This is a genomic window from Prevotella melaninogenica (assembly GCF_013267595.1).
GTDB classification, from domain to species: domain Bacteria; phylum Bacteroidota; class Bacteroidia; order Bacteroidales; family Bacteroidaceae; genus Prevotella; species Prevotella melaninogenica_D.
In genome coordinates, this window is the sequence record NZ_CP054011.1 from 1,586,606 (window position 1) to 1,603,091 (window position 16,486).

At 43.4% G+C, this 16,486-nt stretch carries 13 protein-coding genes; 6 read left to right on the top strand and 7 right to left on the bottom strand.

The window, feature by feature from the left end:
• Positions 1-22: 22 nt before the first annotated feature.
• Complete coding sequence (locus FIU21_RS11880; RefSeq protein WP_004358996.1) at positions 23-1,882, bottom strand: ABC transporter ATP-binding protein; 1,860 nt, start codon at positions 1,880-1,882, stop codon at positions 23-25.
• A gap of 100 nt (positions 1,883-1,982) precedes the next feature.
• On the bottom strand, positions 1,983-3,311 hold the full coding sequence (miaB, locus tag FIU21_RS11885; protein ID WP_004358995.1) for a tRNA (N6-isopentenyl adenosine(37)-C2)-methylthiotransferase MiaB: 1,329 nt from the start codon (positions 3,309-3,311) through the stop codon (positions 1,983-1,985).
• A gap of 544 nt (positions 3,312-3,855) precedes the next feature.
• On the opposite strand from miaB, the gene FIU21_RS11890 reads away from it, so the two are divergent.
• From FIU21_RS11890 to FIU21_RS11905, 4 genes are all read left to right on the top strand, one after another.
• Positions 3,856-5,100, top strand: coding sequence for a peptidase U32 family protein (locus FIU21_RS11890; protein ID WP_036861976.1), 1,245 nt, complete (start codon positions 3,856-3,858; stop codon positions 5,098-5,100).
• Between the two features lie 114 nt (positions 5,101-5,214).
• A complete protein-coding gene (locus FIU21_RS11895) occupies positions 5,215-5,631 on the top strand; it encodes a SufE family protein (RefSeq protein WP_004358993.1) in 417 nt (138 codons plus the stop codon).
• 279 nt (positions 5,632-5,910) lie between these two features.
• Positions 5,911-6,486: an RNA methyltransferase gene (locus tag FIU21_RS11900; RefSeq protein WP_004358992.1), complete on the top strand. Its 576-nt coding sequence runs from the start codon at positions 5,911-5,913 to the stop codon at positions 6,484-6,486.
• A 446-nt stretch (positions 6,487-6,932) separates the two neighbouring features.
• A complete protein-coding gene (locus tag FIU21_RS11905; protein ID WP_004358991.1) occupies positions 6,933-7,763 on the top strand; it encodes a hypothetical protein in 831 nt (276 codons plus the stop codon).
• Between the two features lie 104 nt (positions 7,764-7,867).
• Here FIU21_RS11905 and FIU21_RS11910 read toward each other — a convergent pair whose 3' ends face one another.
• The 4 genes from FIU21_RS11910 to rnr form a co-directional block, all read right to left on the bottom strand.
• Complete coding sequence (locus FIU21_RS11910) at positions 7,868-8,869, bottom strand: C1 family peptidase (RefSeq protein WP_004358990.1); 1,002 nt, start codon at positions 8,867-8,869, stop codon at positions 7,868-7,870.
• 162 nt (positions 8,870-9,031) lie between these two features.
• Positions 9,032-9,847 (bottom strand): hypothetical protein, encoded by an 816-nt coding sequence (locus FIU21_RS11915; RefSeq protein ID WP_004358989.1) that lies wholly within the window; start codon positions 9,845-9,847, stop codon positions 9,032-9,034.
• Between the two features lie 27 nt (positions 9,848-9,874).
• Positions 9,875-10,531 carry a PAQR family membrane homeostasis protein TrhA gene (trhA, locus tag FIU21_RS11920; RefSeq protein ID WP_004358988.1) on the bottom strand — a complete coding sequence of 219 codons (657 nt, stop codon included), beginning with the start codon at positions 10,529-10,531 and terminating at the stop codon, positions 9,875-9,877.
• A gap of 8 nt (positions 10,532-10,539) precedes the next feature.
• Positions 10,540-12,837, bottom strand: coding sequence for a ribonuclease R (rnr, locus tag FIU21_RS11925; protein ID WP_036885751.1), 2,298 nt, complete (start codon positions 12,835-12,837; stop codon positions 10,540-10,542).
• Between the two features lie 266 nt (positions 12,838-13,103).
• Here rnr and FIU21_RS11930 point away from each other — a divergent pair, with 266 nt between their 5' ends.
• Together FIU21_RS11930 and FIU21_RS11935 are read left to right on the top strand one after the other, a co-directional pair.
• Positions 13,104-14,093, top strand: a complete 990-nt coding sequence (locus FIU21_RS11930; protein WP_004358986.1) for an NAD-dependent epimerase/dehydratase family protein — start codon at positions 13,104-13,106, stop codon at positions 14,091-14,093.
• Positions 14,094-14,174: 81 nt separating this feature from the next.
• The gene (locus FIU21_RS11935) at positions 14,175-15,143 is read left to right on the top strand and encodes a phosphatase PAP2 family protein (RefSeq protein WP_004358985.1); all 969 of its coding nucleotides are present in this window, start codon (positions 14,175-14,177) and stop codon (positions 15,141-15,143) included.
• 140 nt (positions 15,144-15,283) lie between these two features.
• On the opposite strand, the gene FIU21_RS11940 is transcribed toward FIU21_RS11935, so the two are convergent.
• Positions 15,284-16,417, bottom strand: a complete 1,134-nt coding sequence (locus tag FIU21_RS11940) for an AAA family ATPase (RefSeq protein WP_004358984.1) — start codon at positions 16,415-16,417, stop codon at positions 15,284-15,286.
• Positions 16,418-16,486 lie beyond the last annotated feature (69 nt).

Here is a 16,486-nt window from a genome sequence, read left to right on the forward strand (position 1 = left end):
ATCTTTCAATCCTGTTAGGCCTTTATATCTCCTGCATATCATGCAGTTTCTTATAGTAGCCTTCGATATCCATAAGTTCATCGTGCGTACCTCGCTCTACAATCTCACCTTCATGCAGCACGCAAATCTCATCGCTATTCTTGATAGTAGATAGGCGATGCGCCACAGCTATGGTCGTACGCGTCTTCATAAGCTTATAAAGGGCATCCTGTACAAGGCGTTCGCTCTCTGTATCGAGGGCTGATGTTGCTTCATCGAGGATGAGGATTGGTGGGTTCTTAAGGATAGCGCGGGCAATACTCACACGCTGACGCTGTCCGCCAGAGAGGCGTCCACCTCGGTCACCGATGTTTGTGTCATATCCTCGCTCACTATGCATGATAAACTCATGAGCATTGGCAATCTTCGCAGCTTCGACTATTGCCTCGTCTGTAGCATTGACACCGAAAGAGATGTTATTCTTGAAACTATCGTTGAAGAGGATTGCCTCTTGGTTTACATTACCAATAAGCTGGCGAAGGTCGTGTACTCCTAAATCCTTAATATTGATTCCGTCAATGAGAATCTCACCTTCCTGCACATCGTAGTAACGTGGGATGAGGTCGAGCAAGGTAGACTTTCCGCTACCGCTCTGTCCTACCAAGGCAACAGTCTTACCCTTTGGAATAACGAGGTTGATATCCTTCAATACCCAATGGAGTTCTGGCTTGCCCTCATCGTCCTTACCATCTGTATAAGCAAAGCTGACATGTCGGAACTCAATCTCATGTTCGAAGCTATCAATATGCACTGGTTTCTCAGGGTCATTTATCTTTACTTCTGCCTGTAGAATTTTGTCAATACGATCCATTGAAGCAAGTCCCTTAGGAATGTTATAGCCTGCGCGGGAGAATTCCTTCAATGGATTGAGAATGCTATAGAGAATAACAAGATAGTAGATGAAGGTTGGACCGCTGATAATTGGTGATTCACCCAAGACAAGGGTACCACCAAACCAAAGTACGACAACTATCATGACCGTTCCAAGGAACTCACTCATCGGATGCGCTAACTGCTGACGAATGTTCACACGCATGATGTCGCTGCGGTATTCTGAGTTGATCTTATCAAAGCGTTCGTTCATCATTCCTTCAGCACAGAAGGCTTTGATGACTCTTAATCCGCCTAAAGTCTCTTCCACCTGACTCATCGTATCACTCCACAACTTCTGTGCTGTCATACTGTTCTGCTTTAGCTTTCTACCAACAAAGCCCATAAACCATCCGAAGATAGGTACGAAAATGAGCGTGAAGAGTGTCAACTGCCAAGAGATAACAAGTAGTGTGGTAAAGTAAATGATGATAAGAACAGGGTTCTTAAAGAGCATGTCGATAGATGACATAATAGAGTTGTCAACCTCTTGGACGTCACCACTCATACGAGCGATGATATCTCCCTTTCTTCCCTCACTGAAGAAGCCAAGAGAAAGGGATGTAATCTTCTCATAGAGTTGGTTGCGAATATCACGGACAACGCCTGTTCGGATAGGAATGATTGATGCAGAAGAAAGGAAATAGGCACCAGTCTTTAGGAAAGTCATAAAGGCAAGAATCAAACCGATAGCCAACAGGACGGTTGTTGGTCCCCAACTGGTGATATATATCTGCGTGTAATAATCTGCATTGTTCGATAGTACCTCCTTGAAAGAGCCTTCGCTCCAAGACATTGCACGCGTTGCTCCCGTTCCAGCATCTACCTTAAAAAGAATCTGAAGGAGTGGGATAAGGGTTGCAAAGGAGAATATATTGAGAAAGGCTGACAATATATTAAAAATAATTGACAGCACAAGATACTTCTTATAGGGTGGTATGAACCTGCGTAAAACTTGTATGAATTCCTTCATCAACTAATCTTCTTATCTGTTTATCAATTTTGCAAATATAGCTATAAATAGTAAAACCGCAAAATTGTTTTGCGGTTTTATCTTTTTATATAAACTATATTTACACTTCTTCTCCAAAGAGTGTAGCACTGGTTGAGCCTGTAATGCGTACGCGGACCGTCTCACCAATATGATGATTGCCACGTGGCATGACTACAGCCTTGTTCTGTGGAGTACGTCCCATCAGCTGTTCACGACTACGTTTTCCAAAGCGTTCGATGAGGATATCAAACTCTTTGCCCTCGTCTTTCTTGTTCTGTTCGGCAGAGATTTCGGTCTGAAGGCGAATCAACTCATTCAAACGACGAATCTTCTCTTCCTCTGATACATTATCAGGGAGGTGCTTTGCAGCATAAGTACCTGGTCGTTCAGAGTACTTGAACATAAAGGCTGAATCGAAACCTACCTCTCGCATCAATGAAAGTGTTTGCTGGAAGTCTTCTTCTGACTCATTATGATAACCGATGAAGATGTCAGTTGTCAATCCACAATCAGGAACAAGACGACGAATAGCAGCCACTTTCTCAAGGTAGTCCTCACGAGTATATTTACGATTCATCACCTTCAGCACGCTATTACTACCGCTCTGTGCAGGGAAGTGGATATGATTACAGAGGTTTGGTTCGGTAGCTACCGCCTCAATGATATCCTCTGTCATATCTTCTGGGTTAGAAGTCGTGAAGCGCACACGCATATCTGGTACGCTCTGTGCCACCTTATGCAACAATTCTGCAAAGGAAACGCCATTCTCTGGACGCTTGCCATTAGGCAACAAGCCGTATGAATTGACATTCTGACCTAAGAGTGTAACCTCCTTAAAGCCCTTGTCGTGCAAGTCTTTAACCTCTTTCAAGATACTCTCTACATCACGAGAACGCTCACGACCACGTGTGAAAGGTACGATACAATAGTGACAGAAGTTATTGCAACCACGCATGATACTAACAAAGCCTGACACTCTATTGCCACCAATACGCTGTGGGATAACATCACGATAGGTTTCAGTGGTAGAGAGTTCGATATCCAAAGCATTCGTACCGTTCTCACACTGTGCTATCATATCAGGCAAGTTAAGATAGGAGTCTGGTCCACACACAAGGTTGGCATGGTGATTTTGAATTAAGTCGTCTCTTACTCGTTCTGCCATACATCCTAACACGCCCAAGATAAGGTCGCGCCCTTTCTTCTGTTCAGCGTGCAAAGCCTCTAAACGATTGTATATCTTGTTCTCTGCGTTCTCACGTACAGAACAGGTATTAAGGAAGATAGCGTCTGCTTCATCCTCATTCTCACATACGTCATAGCCTGCCATCTTCATGACTGAAGCCACGACCTCAGAGTCTGCCACATTCATTTGGCAGCCGTATGTCTCAATATATAGTTTCTTCATTCTGTTGTTATCTCGAAAAATTTAGCATGCAAAGATACTAAATTTATCGCATACAACCGAAAAACGTTCTGACTATTTGAGTCTTATGGCGTGCTAACACGGTCTTTTTATCTAATTAAGTCGCTTGATAAACATTTCTCATACAAGTTGAACCATTGATATTTTATTCATTTTATCATGATGATTATGACGCGTCTTACTTATATTCAACCAATGTGTTAAGGCTCAACACGAGTGGTGCGAAGGCTTAGCACAGATGGTGCGGAGGGATGAACATCCTACAGTATATCACCAACATAGGTGCAACTTATTATCAAGAAGGGCTATACAAACGGCATTTAGGTTGATCAGATAGTAAGATTTGCAAAACTTACAAACTCGTTTACGCCCTTTATCGGATATTTTCCGTACCTTTGCAGACCGATTAGACACATTCACAATAAATAAAGGATAGCTACAGGTCAGTGAAAGCATAGAGATAAGTAGGCTAAAGGTTACTGATAAACTCAATGTCTGATAACTGTCTGGTAATGAAAATAAAACAATGAACAAGAATACAAATGATTTTGAGATAATGGCACCTGTAGGCTCACGAGAGTCACTCGCAGCTGCCATCAATGCCGGAGCTAACTCTGTTTACTTCGGTATCGGAAAGCTGAATATGCGTTCACATTCAGCTAACCACTTCACCATCGACGACCTTAAAGAGATTGCCGAGACTTGTAACGCAAAGGGAATACAGACTTATCTGACTGTAAACACTGTCATCTATGGCGAGGATATTGAGACAATGCACGAGATTATCGATGCTGCTAAGGCTGCAAATATCACCGCTGTCATCGCCAGTGACGTTGCTGTAATGATGTATTGCCGTCAAGTGGGGGTTGAGGTTCACCTCTCAACACAGCTGAATATCTCTAATATTGACGCCCTGAAGTTCTACGCTCAGTTTGCTGATGTTGCCGTATTGGCACGCGAGCTGAATATGGATCAGGTGAAGGAGATACACGAACAGATTATCAAACAGAATATCTGTGGTCCAAAGGGGCAGCCTATTCGTATCGAGATGTTCTGCCATGGTGCGTTCTGTATGGCGATTTCTGGCAAGTGTTATATGAGTCTTCACGATTCTAACCGCTCTGCTAATCGTGGTGCTTGCACCCAGATATGCCGCCGTAGCTATACGGTTACAGACAATGAGACGGGCAATCAGTTAGAGATTGACAACAAATACATTATGAGTCCTAAGGACTTAAAGAGTGTTCGCTTCATTGATAAGATGATGGATGCGGGTGTACGTGTGTTCAAGATTGAGGGGCGTGCACGTGGACCAGAGTATGTTCACACCGTTGTTAGCTGCTACAAGGAGGCTATCGAGAGCGTACTCGATGGTACCTTCACCGAAGAAAAGAAGGACCAGTGGGACGAGAGACTCTCAACAGTCTTCAACCGTGGCTTCTGGGATGGCTACTATCAAGGTCAGAAGATGGGCGAATGGACAAAAGATTATGGCAATAAGGCTACCGAAAAGAAGGTACTCATCGGTAAGGTGATAAAGTATTTCTCTCGTCTTGGTGTGGCTGAGGTGGCTGTTGAGGCTAACACCTTCGTAAAGGGAGAGAAGCTTCTTATCACTGGTAACAGCACTGGCGCTATGTTCCTCAATGCTGAAGAGATTCGTTACGACCTCAACCCTGTTGATAAAGCAGAACAAGGTTGGCGCGTTTCTATCCCTGTTCCTGATAAGGTGCGCCCAAATGATAAACTGTTTAAGCTGGTAACAAAGTAAATTTGAGTGAACGAGTAGACAAGTAGACGAGTAGACAAGTGGACAAGTTACTTGCTTATATAACTCTACTCACAGAAGTTTTCATAATTCTGAATAGAACAAAACATTTATACAATGACAATAAACGAAGCACAAGATGCGGTAATTAGTGAGTTCGAGGACTTCACTGATTGGATGGATAAATACCAAATGCTCATTGACTTGGGTAACGAGTTGGAGCCATTAGAGGAGCAGTATAAGAACGAGCAGAACCTTATTGATGGTTGTCAGAGCCGTGTATGGCTGCAGTGTGACAACGTAGATGGTAAACTTATCTTCACTGCTGACTCTGATGCACTCATCACAAAGGGTATCATTGCCCTTCTGATACGTGTATTGAGTAATCATACTCCACAAGAGATTATCGATGCTGACCTGTATTTCATTGACAAGATAGGTCTCCGCCAGCATCTCTCACCTACACGTAGCAACGGCTTACTGTCTATGGTGACAAAGATTAAGGCGTACGCTGTAGGGTTTAGTTTGCAGTAAGAAAGCCTCCCCCAACCCCTCCGAAAGGAGGGGAGTGCAGATAATAAAGGGATAATAATACAGGGATGCTTTGTTGAGATATCTATAATATTTAGCATATATCCCTATTCTATAATAATATTCTACAACTATAACCCACACACAAGCTAAGACTCCTCCCCCTTCGGGGAAGTTAAATGGGGTTCTACAAGCTAATATTCCTCTCTTCGGCGAGGTTAGGTGGAACTTCACAAGCTAAGACTCCTCCCCTTTCGGGGAGGTCGGGTGGGGCTTTTCCTTATGAGAAAACTACGCACAATCGAAATGAATAGGCTTTCCCTTGAAGAATTCAAGGAAGCTGATAAACTGCCACTCATCGTTGTGTTAGACGATGTGCGGTCGTTACATAATGTGGGAAGTGTCTTCCGTTCGGCTGATGCTTTCCGCGTGGAAGCTGTCTATCTATGCGGTATTACCGCCACACCTCCTAACGCAGAGATTCATAAGACCGCACTCGGTGGTGAGGACTCAGTTGACTGGCGTTACTTTGAACGTACAGAAGATGCTATCGAAGAACTCCATCATCAAGGTGTATTCGTGTATAGCGTAGAACAAGTGGAAGGCTCAACAAAGCTGCAGGAGCTCAACACAGAGAACCCAACCAACCATCAACACCCAACACCCAACACCCAACACCCAGTCATCCACTACGCTATCGTGCTGGGCAACGAGGTGAAAGGTGTAAAGCAAAGTGTCGTGGACATGAGTGACGGCTGTCTTGAAATTCCACAGTTCGGCACCAAACACTCACTGAATGTAAGTGTAACAACTGGTATTGTCATTTGGGAGTTTGCGCGTCAGCTACTTATAAAGTAGGTTTCAAACAACTGACAACATAAGATATTGGGGGCAAATATGCCCCCTTTTTAATTTTAAATCACATGAAAATAGCCTGCATAAGTGGGAATAAAGCAGTAGTAGAGTTCACCTTCTGCGAATTATTTTCATGAAGAAAAATAATTATTTACGTGAAAAGAAATATTTATTTTCATGAAGAAAAAGAATTATTTTCATGAAAATAAATTATAAGCCTTGCAATGTTTGACCGCTTATTATTGTGAATAGGGTTTGTTAATACGCATACTTACACTACACTTCATGGTGTATAAATCCTTAAAATCATATTTTTACAAGCAATCTTCTTGCTTTTTTTTCAAATATTACATACCTTTGTGAAATCGAAATCAATGTAGAAGGATGGTATCATATTAAAGCTATGATATCTAAAAACGACCTAACTTAAAACTAAAAACGAATGGATTATGAAGAAGGTATTATTGTATCTACTTGCTTTACCAGTGATTATGTTGCTATTGGCAAGCTGTCATTCTGAAGAAGACGACTTTATTGATAAGCCAGATCCTAAGAGTTTGATTATTAAAGGGGTTGCTAAAACGCCAGATGGACAGCCAATTCCTAACATAGAATTGAAGTTGGACTACACGATTATGTCTGCTCTTTATTCTATTAAGGTTTATCATAAGGCCAAAGCAACGACGGATAAGGATGGTAACTACATAATGTTTTTCAACTTAAACGACAAAGAATTAAAGTCTTTAACCACTTATTCACCTGAAGAAGGCTTCGTATACCATCTACAGATGACGTTGGATTTGAGTAAGTTGGATGACAAAGTGTATCTATTACCTACTGATATCACAGCAGTACGTCCGTTGAGTGAGAGGAAGCTCTTCTATGATGCTTATGGAATGCCAGGTCGTTTACAGCAAGGACAGGTGTATGAACAGAATATATTGATCCCTCGCAAGCAGCTTGCAAAGGTAAGGATAGAAACGAATGGAGCTATTAACGAGAAGGATAGCTTTGCCATTTGTAATAAAGTCAGGTATGGTATAGAGAGCCAAATACCGAATGGGTTTAATGGAGAAAGAGGTTATCTAATGTTTTACCAACCCATAAAACTGAAGAATACACATAGTCAGACGGTGCAGATCTCATGTGCTGCTGAGGAAGACAGTAAGCTTAGTTTGTATCGTCTACCAGATGGAGAGTTTAATTATAAGGAGTATTCTTCGGAGGTTGAGGTCCCTGTGATGCAGGCAGGAGGTGAGTTGATACTTAGAACGCATTAGGCTTATTCTGTGGCTGTTAAGTCTTAGTAGGGCTACTCTCGTGGGTATAGAAACAAAAATAGGGGCTGAGTGCTCAGTCCCTATCACCTTGTTTTATATTTGTCTTAAATAGCTCGAAGCACCACAGCAATGGTCTTCATACGCACATAGTTCTCACTTAAGAACATAAAACCATGGTAGCGATTGGCTGTTCCCCAACTATTCTTGCAGAGGAAGAAGCGTCGACCATGTTGGTCGTGAGCCAATCCAACGATTTCCATGACATGATCATCGGTTGTACGATGCGCTTCAAAAGAAGTCTGTCGACGCTCGGCAGTCACCTTTTTGTCTTCATTTTTCAACACAGCAAAGCCATTTCCAAATAAGAAACCAGGCTCTGATATGTCACCTTCCCAGCACACAGGATGTCCTGCTCGTAGACTCTGAACAATGCGATTCATCATCGTGTCGAGTGGAACATTGAGGAAAGTGTCATGAAAGTAATTATCAGGTACTTCCAAAGGGAAGCGTTGTCCGTATGGATGATGTGTGAAACTGGTTAGTGCTACGTACTCATCATCAGTGCATACGCTATGTGCAAACTCTAATGGAGTGTATAATGCGCCTAATATAAAGACCTGTTTAGGTAGCGGACCGATATACTTATCCAATAGTTTCTCCGCATCATTGCCCTTATCCAACTTACGACAAAGAACGTTATAGTCCATATCTGGCTTATGACGATACGCATCATAATGCTGCAAACCATAGGTTTGTATAAGGTCGAGTGCCATAGTACACATGCCACGCGTTGTGATATCAGCCTCCTTCTGAACGACCTTATTAGGGAGTAAATGACGACGATTTGCCTGCTCACTAAGATACATACGTGCCACATAGTCAGGACTTAGGTTTATAGAATCACCCCGTATAATATGCTCTGTCTCAAGGGTTGCAAGCATGCCATAGACCCAGCAGAGCGAACTCAACCCTTGACCCTTCACTGGAGTAGTAGGAAGACGCAAGTCGACAGTGAACTTCTCTTCTGGAAAAGAGATGTTACTCCGTTGCTGCCCACAGCTTACTAACACTAAACATGCCAAGAATATAAAGATACTTTTCTTCATTCTTCAATTCAATATTACCGTTTCTGTCTTGCACTTGGTTGTAGATAATGCTGCATTATCCCATAACCAGCACTAAAAACAATCGCTAAGTTAACTATAGAACATTTGTCTTAACTCCTCTCACTCCCTTTCACTCCTTAACTCCTTAACATCATCTCTTGCTCAATACTCCACCATCTTGGTCCAAGCCTCAGCCACTTCCTTGTCTAATGGTGGGACAACAGCAGGGATAGAGAAGGTCCAAACGCTGTTCTTCTCTTTCTTAATACGTTTGAGTTCGCTCTCAGTAATGGTCATACGGTCCGACACATAAAACTCACTCCAGACGTCAATTCGCTCGTCATCGTCCTCTCCACGGTAGTGAGCAAAGAAGGTTTGATGCTTCTGTGAGGCAAGGAGAAGATTGTTAGAGAGGTAACTCTCGCTCTCATCATACTGAGTCATCCGAGCCACGATACCATACATACGCAGCTGACTCATGTCTATTTCGTGCTTTGGTTGACCAACGAGTTCGTCCATCTCAAGGGTTGTCACAACCTCTATCTTCCCATTAATCTTCCGCTTTTCCTTGCTTATCTTACCGCATTTATCAGCCCATCGGTACACATCTCCATTGTTACGAGTGGAGTATTCCTCGCTGTCAATACTCTTAAGGAGCGTCTGCCGTTCCAGATTAGGGAGTGAAATGCGCACAAAGGTATCATCACCATTGGCTTTCGGAGCCTTACGACGACGTTCACCAAGAAACTTTCGTTCAACAAAAGGCGATCCTTTCTTCCCTTCTGAAGCCTCAATAGCAGTGTCAGAAAGCGGTATATAAAACTCCATCATACCGTCAATAAAATAGCTAAGCATGGAGTTTGTGCTCTGATAGACACGATAATAGCCTTTCAGACGAGTGTATTGTCGTTCCTGCGCCTGCGTATTCACGACCGCAAGAATGAGTATTATGGAAAGCAAGAAACTACGTTTAAACATTTCTTTTTGTGTTTATATGAATACAAATCATAGGTATTCCTTCAAGATTCCCCACACGGCTATGATATGACAAATACTACCTGCAAGGACGAAGAAGTGGAATACTGTATGCATATACTTACGTTTGTTGAGCGAATAAAACAATGCACCAGTGATATACATGACTCCTTCTGCAAAGATCCAGACGAGCGATTGCGTTTCCAAAGCATCGACTAATGGCTTGAAGGCGACCAATACTGATAGCCCCATACCGATGAATGTCAACGTTTCTAAGTTACTATGGTCACGCAGTTTACGGAAGGATGAGATGGTGCCGAGTATCGCACAGAGCCATACAAAGGCAAACAAACCCCAGCCCCAAGCACCTTGATTGCGCAAGGCTATCAGTGTTATGGGCGAATAAGAGCCTGCGATATGCCAATAAATGGCTGCATGGTCCCACTTTCGCAAGCGTTCTTTCCATACAGAATGAGCAGAGAGGGCATGATAGACAGTCGATGTGATATAACTGAAAAGCATCCCGACAAGATATAATATCACACCCGCTGTTGCCCAACCAGACCGCTCCTTAGAGCACCAAACAAGGAAAATCGTACCGAACACTACGCCCAGTACGATTCCTCCACTATGACTCCATGAGTTCCATAGTTCCTCTTTGTGTGAAAAGAATATCTTTCGTCTCACCTTGATAACTACTTTCTTCTGCGGCTCTTGCTACCACGCTTGCTGCTCTTTCGGTCGTTCTTCCTATTTACAGCATACTCAGCAGCGGTCTGCTTTGCCTTTAATGGGCGACCATCATCAAGTGCGAAGTCGAGTTGTCTACGCTCTAAATCAGCCTTAGCCACCTGTATGCGGATAGGATCACCAAGTTGGTAGACGTGGTGACGACGACGACCAACGAGACAATAGTTCTTCTCGTCGAAGTCGTAGTAGTCATCATCGAGGTCACGCATTGGTATCATACCCTCGCAATGGTTCTCGTCTATCTCCGCATAGATACCGAAACTCTGAATACCAGATATGTGTGCATCATAGCATTCACCGATATGCTCGCTCATAAACTCAACCATCTTATACTTGATAGAGTCACGTTCTGCATTCTGTGCAACGAGTTCCATGTCTGAACAATGCTCACAAAGTTCCTCGTAATGGTCCTTATTAGCCGAGCGACCACCGTTCTGGTAGCGTGTTATCAAGCGATGAACCATCGTGTCAGGATAACGACGAATAGGCGAAGTGAAGTGGGTGTAGTAATCAAAAGCAAGTCCGAAGTGACCGATGTTATGCGTAGTATACTTCGCCTTCATCATCGAACGGAGTGCAATCGTCTGTATCACCTTCTCTTCACGTTTGCCTTGTACCTCGTCCATCAACTTGTTCAACGCACGAGCAGTGGCACCCTTGGTGCTGGCAGACTTGAGTTTATAACCAAACTTAGCTGTAAATTCACGCAAGTTCTCGAACTTCTGTGGGTCAGGATTGTCATGAACACGATAAGGAAGGGTCTTTGCTTTCTTGCCTTTCTTCACGATTCCAACGCTTTCTGCTACTGTCTTATTAGCCAAGAGCATAAACTCTTCAATCAACTTGTTGGCATCCTTTGATCGTTTAAAGTAACAACGGATTGGCTTACCCTTCTCATCAATGTCGAAGTGGAGCTCTTCTGAATCGAACTTCACACTTCCTGCCTTCATACGACGACCACGAATCAACTTTGCAAGACGGTCGAGTGTAATGATTTGCTCGGCATTCTCGCCTTTATATCCTGCCTTTCCTGGATTTGGAGCAGGCTCGCCTGTACCATCAATAACACCGTTGTCTTCCAATATCTGCTGTGCCTCTTCGTAGGCATAACGACGATTTGACTTGATAACCGTGTGCACAATGCGGTAAGCCTTTACGTTTGCTTCATCGTCAAGGTTGAATATACAACTGAAAGCAAGCTTCTCTTCATCTGGACGGAGCGAACAGATAAAGTTACAAAGACGCTCTGGAAGCATCGGAATAGTGCGGTCTACGAGATAAACTGACGTCGCACGCTGTTGGGCTTCACGGTCGATAATATCGCCTTCTTTGACATAATGTGACACATCCGCAATATGTACGCCCACTTCCCACAGTCCACTCTCTAACTTTCGGATAGAAAGTGCATCGTCAAAGTCCTTCGCGTCACGTGGATCAATCGTACAAGTCCATACGTCACGGAAGTCTTCACGTTCCGCATAGTCCTGTGCTGTGATCTCAGCACTTATCTTCTCGGCAGCATCCTCGACACGTTTAGGATACTTATAAGGCAAGCCATACTGTGCAAGGATGGTGTTCATCTCTACATCATTGTCACCAGCTTCACCCAAGACGTCCACCACTTCGCCCACAAGGTTCTTATGGTCGGCATCAGGCCACTTCGTTATCTTCACCAAAGCACGGTCATCTGTCTTTCCTCCCTTTAGTTTCTTCTTAGGAATAAGAATATCGTGAATAAAGAGATTCTCCTGTGTTACAAGAAAGGCAATGTCCTTCTCGACACGCAACCTTCCTACGAAGGTGTCTTTCTTCCGTTGCAGTATCGCGATGACCATTGCCTCTTTTATATGATTCTGACGGCGTGCCATGAACTGAACTCTCACTTGGTCGCCATTCAAAGCCGCCATAGAATTACGCTCAGAGACAAAGACTGGTGTACCACCATCCTCTGGCAGGAATGTATTCTTACCATTCGCCTTGCGGATAAAGGTACCTTCCTGCACCTGTCCTTTGGTATTCAACGTGTAAGCACTCTCTCCAACCTTTGACAGGAAGTCGTCCCACGCCAATTCCTCCATCACATCTATCGCCAACATTTTGGCTGGATGGGTGGTCAACTTGAGTGCATGAAATATCTGTTTAAAGCTAAATGTCTCGTCGGGTTGTGTCTGAAAGAAACTCATGAGTTTCTCTGCAAGCTGCTTCTTAGTCAATCGCTTGCTGCTTTTCTTTTCTTTCCTCATAGTGGAATTAGTTGTTTTGAACTCAAGTAAAGGTTATCCTAAGCAGTCTTAAAAGCCATCGGACACCATTGTCCGAGGGCTTCGGACAAGTCGTCCGAAATAGCCGTAGCATGTGTCCGGTAGACCGAGACAAAACGGTTTGATACTTAGTTGCAATGCTGTTCATTACATACAAAACATCTAAAAACCGAAACTTGAGTTTTGTTATTTTCCACAAAGTAACGAAAAAGTTTGTATCTTTGCAAACGTTTGCAACGAAATTTTTAATGAAAAAGATACTTATAACAGGCGCATCGGGCTTCATTGGCTCCTTTATCGTGGAGGAAGCACTGCGCAGGGGTATGGAAACTTGGGCGGTAGTACGCCGTACTTCCTCACGAGAATACCTCCAGGATGAGCGGATTCATTTCATAGAATTAGACTTCTCATCTGTCGATAAACTAAAAGAACAGCTCTCTGGACATCAGTTTGACTATGTTGTTCATGCCGCTGGTGTAACAAAATGCTTGAATAAGGAGGATTTCTTCCGCGTCAATCGGGATGGTACGCGCAACTTTGTAGAGGCTCTTCAAGCACTTAATCAGCCTTTGGAGCGTTTTGTTTTCCTATCAAGTCTTAGTATCTTTGGCGCTATCAGAGAGCAACAACCTTATAAAGAGATAGAGCCAACAGATACTCCACAGCCTAACACAGCCTACGGTAAGAGTAAGTTGGAGGCTGAACAGCTGTTGCCTTCGTCCTTTCCTTATATCATCTTGCGCCCAACTGGCGTTTATGGACCACGTGAGAAGGATTACTTCCTGATGGCGAAGAGCATTAAGGGGCATAGCGACTTCGCTGTTGGTTATAAGCAGCAGGATATTACCTTTGTATATGTTAAGGACGTGGTGCAGGCTACCTTCCTTGCACTTGACCACGGAAAGATAGGCAGTGCCTACTTCCTAAGTGATGGAAAGGTCTACCAGAGCACTACTTTCAGCGACCTTATCCACGAGGAGTTAGGCCGTCCTTGGTGGATTCGTATCACAGCTCCGATATGGGTATTACGTGTTGTCACGTTCTTTGGCGACCTTATCGGACATGCGACAGGTAAGATTTCGGCTTTAAACAACGACAAATACCAGATTCTAAAGCAGCGTAACTGGCGTTGTAACATCCGTCCCGCGATTGAAGAGTTAGGCTATAAGCCTGAATATGACCTCAAACGAGGCGTGAAAGAGACAATTGAATGGTATAAAAAAGAAGGCTGGCTGTAATTTAGCTAATTATTATTAGCCTTATTGGCCCAATTAGGCTAATAAGGCTAATAGGCCTAATAAGCCCAATAACAACAAACAATGAAACAATTCATCATAGACTTATTTAAATTAGAAAAGAAGCCCGTAAAGGGTCTTATGGCATACGAATGGGTGGTAATGGCTTACTTAGTGCTGACACTCATCGTCATCTTCTTTATGTACACCACCATTAACAACCCGCAGGCAATGATCTTCGGTCGTCTACGCATCGTCGCTTTGACGGCTGCTATGTGGGTGGTTTATCGCTTAGCTCCCTGTAGGGCGACTCACTTCCTACGTGTTGGCGTACAGTTAGGACTACTTGCTTGGTGGTATCCTGACACCTTTGAAATCAATAGACACCTGCCCAACCTCGACCATCTCTTTGCGCAATGGGAGCAAGACCTCTTTGGTTGTCAGCCAGCCCTACTCTTCTCAAAGGCTTTGCCGGGACATCTCTTCAGCGAGTTGTTCGACATGGGCTATGCTGCCTACTATCCAATGATAGCCGCAACGGCTGTTTATTACTTCGGGTGGTACTATAAGGAGTTTAATAGAGCTACCTTTATCATCCTCTCTTCCTTCTTTATTTATTACATCGTATTCATCTTCGTGCCTGTAACAGGACCTACCTTCTATTACAAGGCAATTGGTTTACAGAACGTGACAGCGGGTATCTTCCCTAATGTTCACGACTACTTCAACCATCATCAGGAGTGTTTACCAAGCCCAGGATATACTGACGGCATCTTCTATCACCTCGTTGAGGATGCTAAGGCAGCTGGTGAGCGTCCTACTGCAGCCTTTCCAAGCTCACACGTTGGTGTCAGCACCATCTGTATGTTACTCCTTTGGCACGATCGCAACTATAAACTTTTAGCTATCCTTGCACCTTTCTATCTTCTGCTTTGCTGTGCCACTGTTTATATCCAAGCGCATTATCTCATTGATGCCATCGCTGGTTTCATCACTGCAGTTATCCTCTTTGCCATCCTCCTACGCATATCACGTAAGATGATAACGGCGTAATGCTACACTATGGATAAGGAATAAGACTATAATAAAGTCGATTAAAGGCGTCAAGCCAATAGTTTCTTCGTATAAGAAAAGTATGTAATACGATAAAAACTATTGACTTGACGCCTTTTATTTTATGCCTTCTCTGATTTTTAAAACATCATTTTTCGTTGAAACCACTTGGCAAACACAGGATCAGTAATAGCCAACTCCATCCCACGCTTTTCTATCAAGTCACGATCAAAGAGTGCTTTCTGCAATCGGCTGATATTCGAGTAACTCCCCAATTGATATTTCTCTCGTATCTTTGCAAGTCCAAAGTTTTTCGTTACACCAGAGCATAAGGCACGTAGAAAGTTAAGTTGATACTCCGAGAGGGGTTCAACCATCTGCATAAAGAGTACCTCATTTGTCGCTAAGAGGTCATCTGTTGCCTGTTTGATATCGATCTCATCCACAGTCTCTCCTTCCTCCTTCTGTGTATAAACGAGCCAAGATAACTGCTGAACATAGGCTGAATAGTTGTCGGTGAAGCTGCATATCTCCTCCGCAAGGGCTGAACTGATAGTCCTCTTACCATCTGCAAAATGACTGACAATATACTCCACCCACTCAGCCGATGGTATCTTGCCGAGTACTATCAAGTCGCCAAACTGATAGAAAGGCATACTGCGGTGTAGAAAGATGCTACTCATCAAGTGATGCTTACTACCGAAAAGACAGTAAGATACGTGCTTCTGATGTTGCCATACACTCCTTAATCGTGCCTGTACATGCTTGCTATCGGTCATTTCACCTATCTGTTGGAACTCATCAATACAGACAACAATCTGCTTTCCTTTCTTTATAGCAATCTTTTCAACCATCTCAAGCACTTCTTCTGGCGTATGTGTCTTCGGAGTTATACCCAAAGAAATAGCAAAATCACTATTCGGTTCGGGACTAAATGATATCTTTGGCGTAAGTCTATACAAGAACTCCTTTGCCTCCTCGAGCCACATACTCTGCTTTGATGCCGTCTGCTTCAGTACTTCTGATGCCAAACGGTTGTAAAAGTCATATTCGCTCTTACAACCAAAGATGTCTAAATAAATCGTTATAATATCTTCTGACTTCATCTTTTCACACACACGCATCACCAAGGAGGTCTTTCCCAGTCGACGAGGAGACATCAGAATGGTATTGATACCACCTCTGAAATTATTCATCAATCGGTTTGTTTCCACTTCTCTTCCTATGAAGTTATAATCGGAAACAGCTACTCCATAAACAAATTTCTTGCACATAACGATTACGTTTTAGCTTGTCTTACGACTGCAAATATAGTAATAAAATAGCAATCACACAAGTTTGTG

Excerpts from the sequence above, each read along its gene's own strand:
- FIU21_RS11880 (WP_004358996.1), bottom strand. The coding sequence starts at position 1,882 with ATGAAGGAATTCATACAAGTTTTACGCAGGTTCATACCACCCTATAAG.
- miaB (WP_004358995.1), bottom strand. The coding sequence starts at position 3,311 with ATGAAGAAACTATATATTGAGACATACGGCTGCCAAATGAATGTGGCA.
- FIU21_RS11890 (WP_036861976.1), top strand. The coding sequence starts at position 3,856 with ATGAACAAGAATACAAATGATTTTGAGATAATGGCACCTGTAGGCTCA.
- FIU21_RS11895 (WP_004358993.1), top strand. The coding sequence starts at position 5,215 with ATGACAATAAACGAAGCACAAGATGCGGTAATTAGTGAGTTCGAGGAC.
- FIU21_RS11900 (WP_004358992.1), top strand. The coding sequence starts at position 5,911 with ATGAGAAAACTACGCACAATCGAAATGAATAGGCTTTCCCTTGAAGAA.
- FIU21_RS11905 (WP_004358991.1), top strand. The coding sequence starts at position 6,933 with ATGAAGAAGGTATTATTGTATCTACTTGCTTTACCAGTGATTATGTTG.
- FIU21_RS11910 (WP_004358990.1), bottom strand. The coding sequence starts at position 8,869 with ATGAAGAAAAGTATCTTTATATTCTTGGCATGTTTAGTGTTAGTAAGC.
- FIU21_RS11915 (WP_004358989.1), bottom strand. The coding sequence starts at position 9,847 with ATGTTTAAACGTAGTTTCTTGCTTTCCATAATACTCATTCTTGCGGTC.
- rnr (WP_036885751.1), bottom strand. The coding sequence starts at position 12,837 with ATGAGGAAAGAAAAGAAAAGCAGCAAGCGATTGACTAAGAAGCAGCTT.
- FIU21_RS11930 (WP_004358986.1), top strand. The coding sequence starts at position 13,104 with ATGAAAAAGATACTTATAACAGGCGCATCGGGCTTCATTGGCTCCTTT.
- FIU21_RS11935 (WP_004358985.1), top strand. The coding sequence starts at position 14,175 with ATGAAACAATTCATCATAGACTTATTTAAATTAGAAAAGAAGCCCGTA.
- FIU21_RS11940 (WP_004358984.1), bottom strand. The coding sequence starts at position 16,417 with ATGTGCAAGAAATTTGTTTATGGAGTAGCTGTTTCCGATTATAACTTC.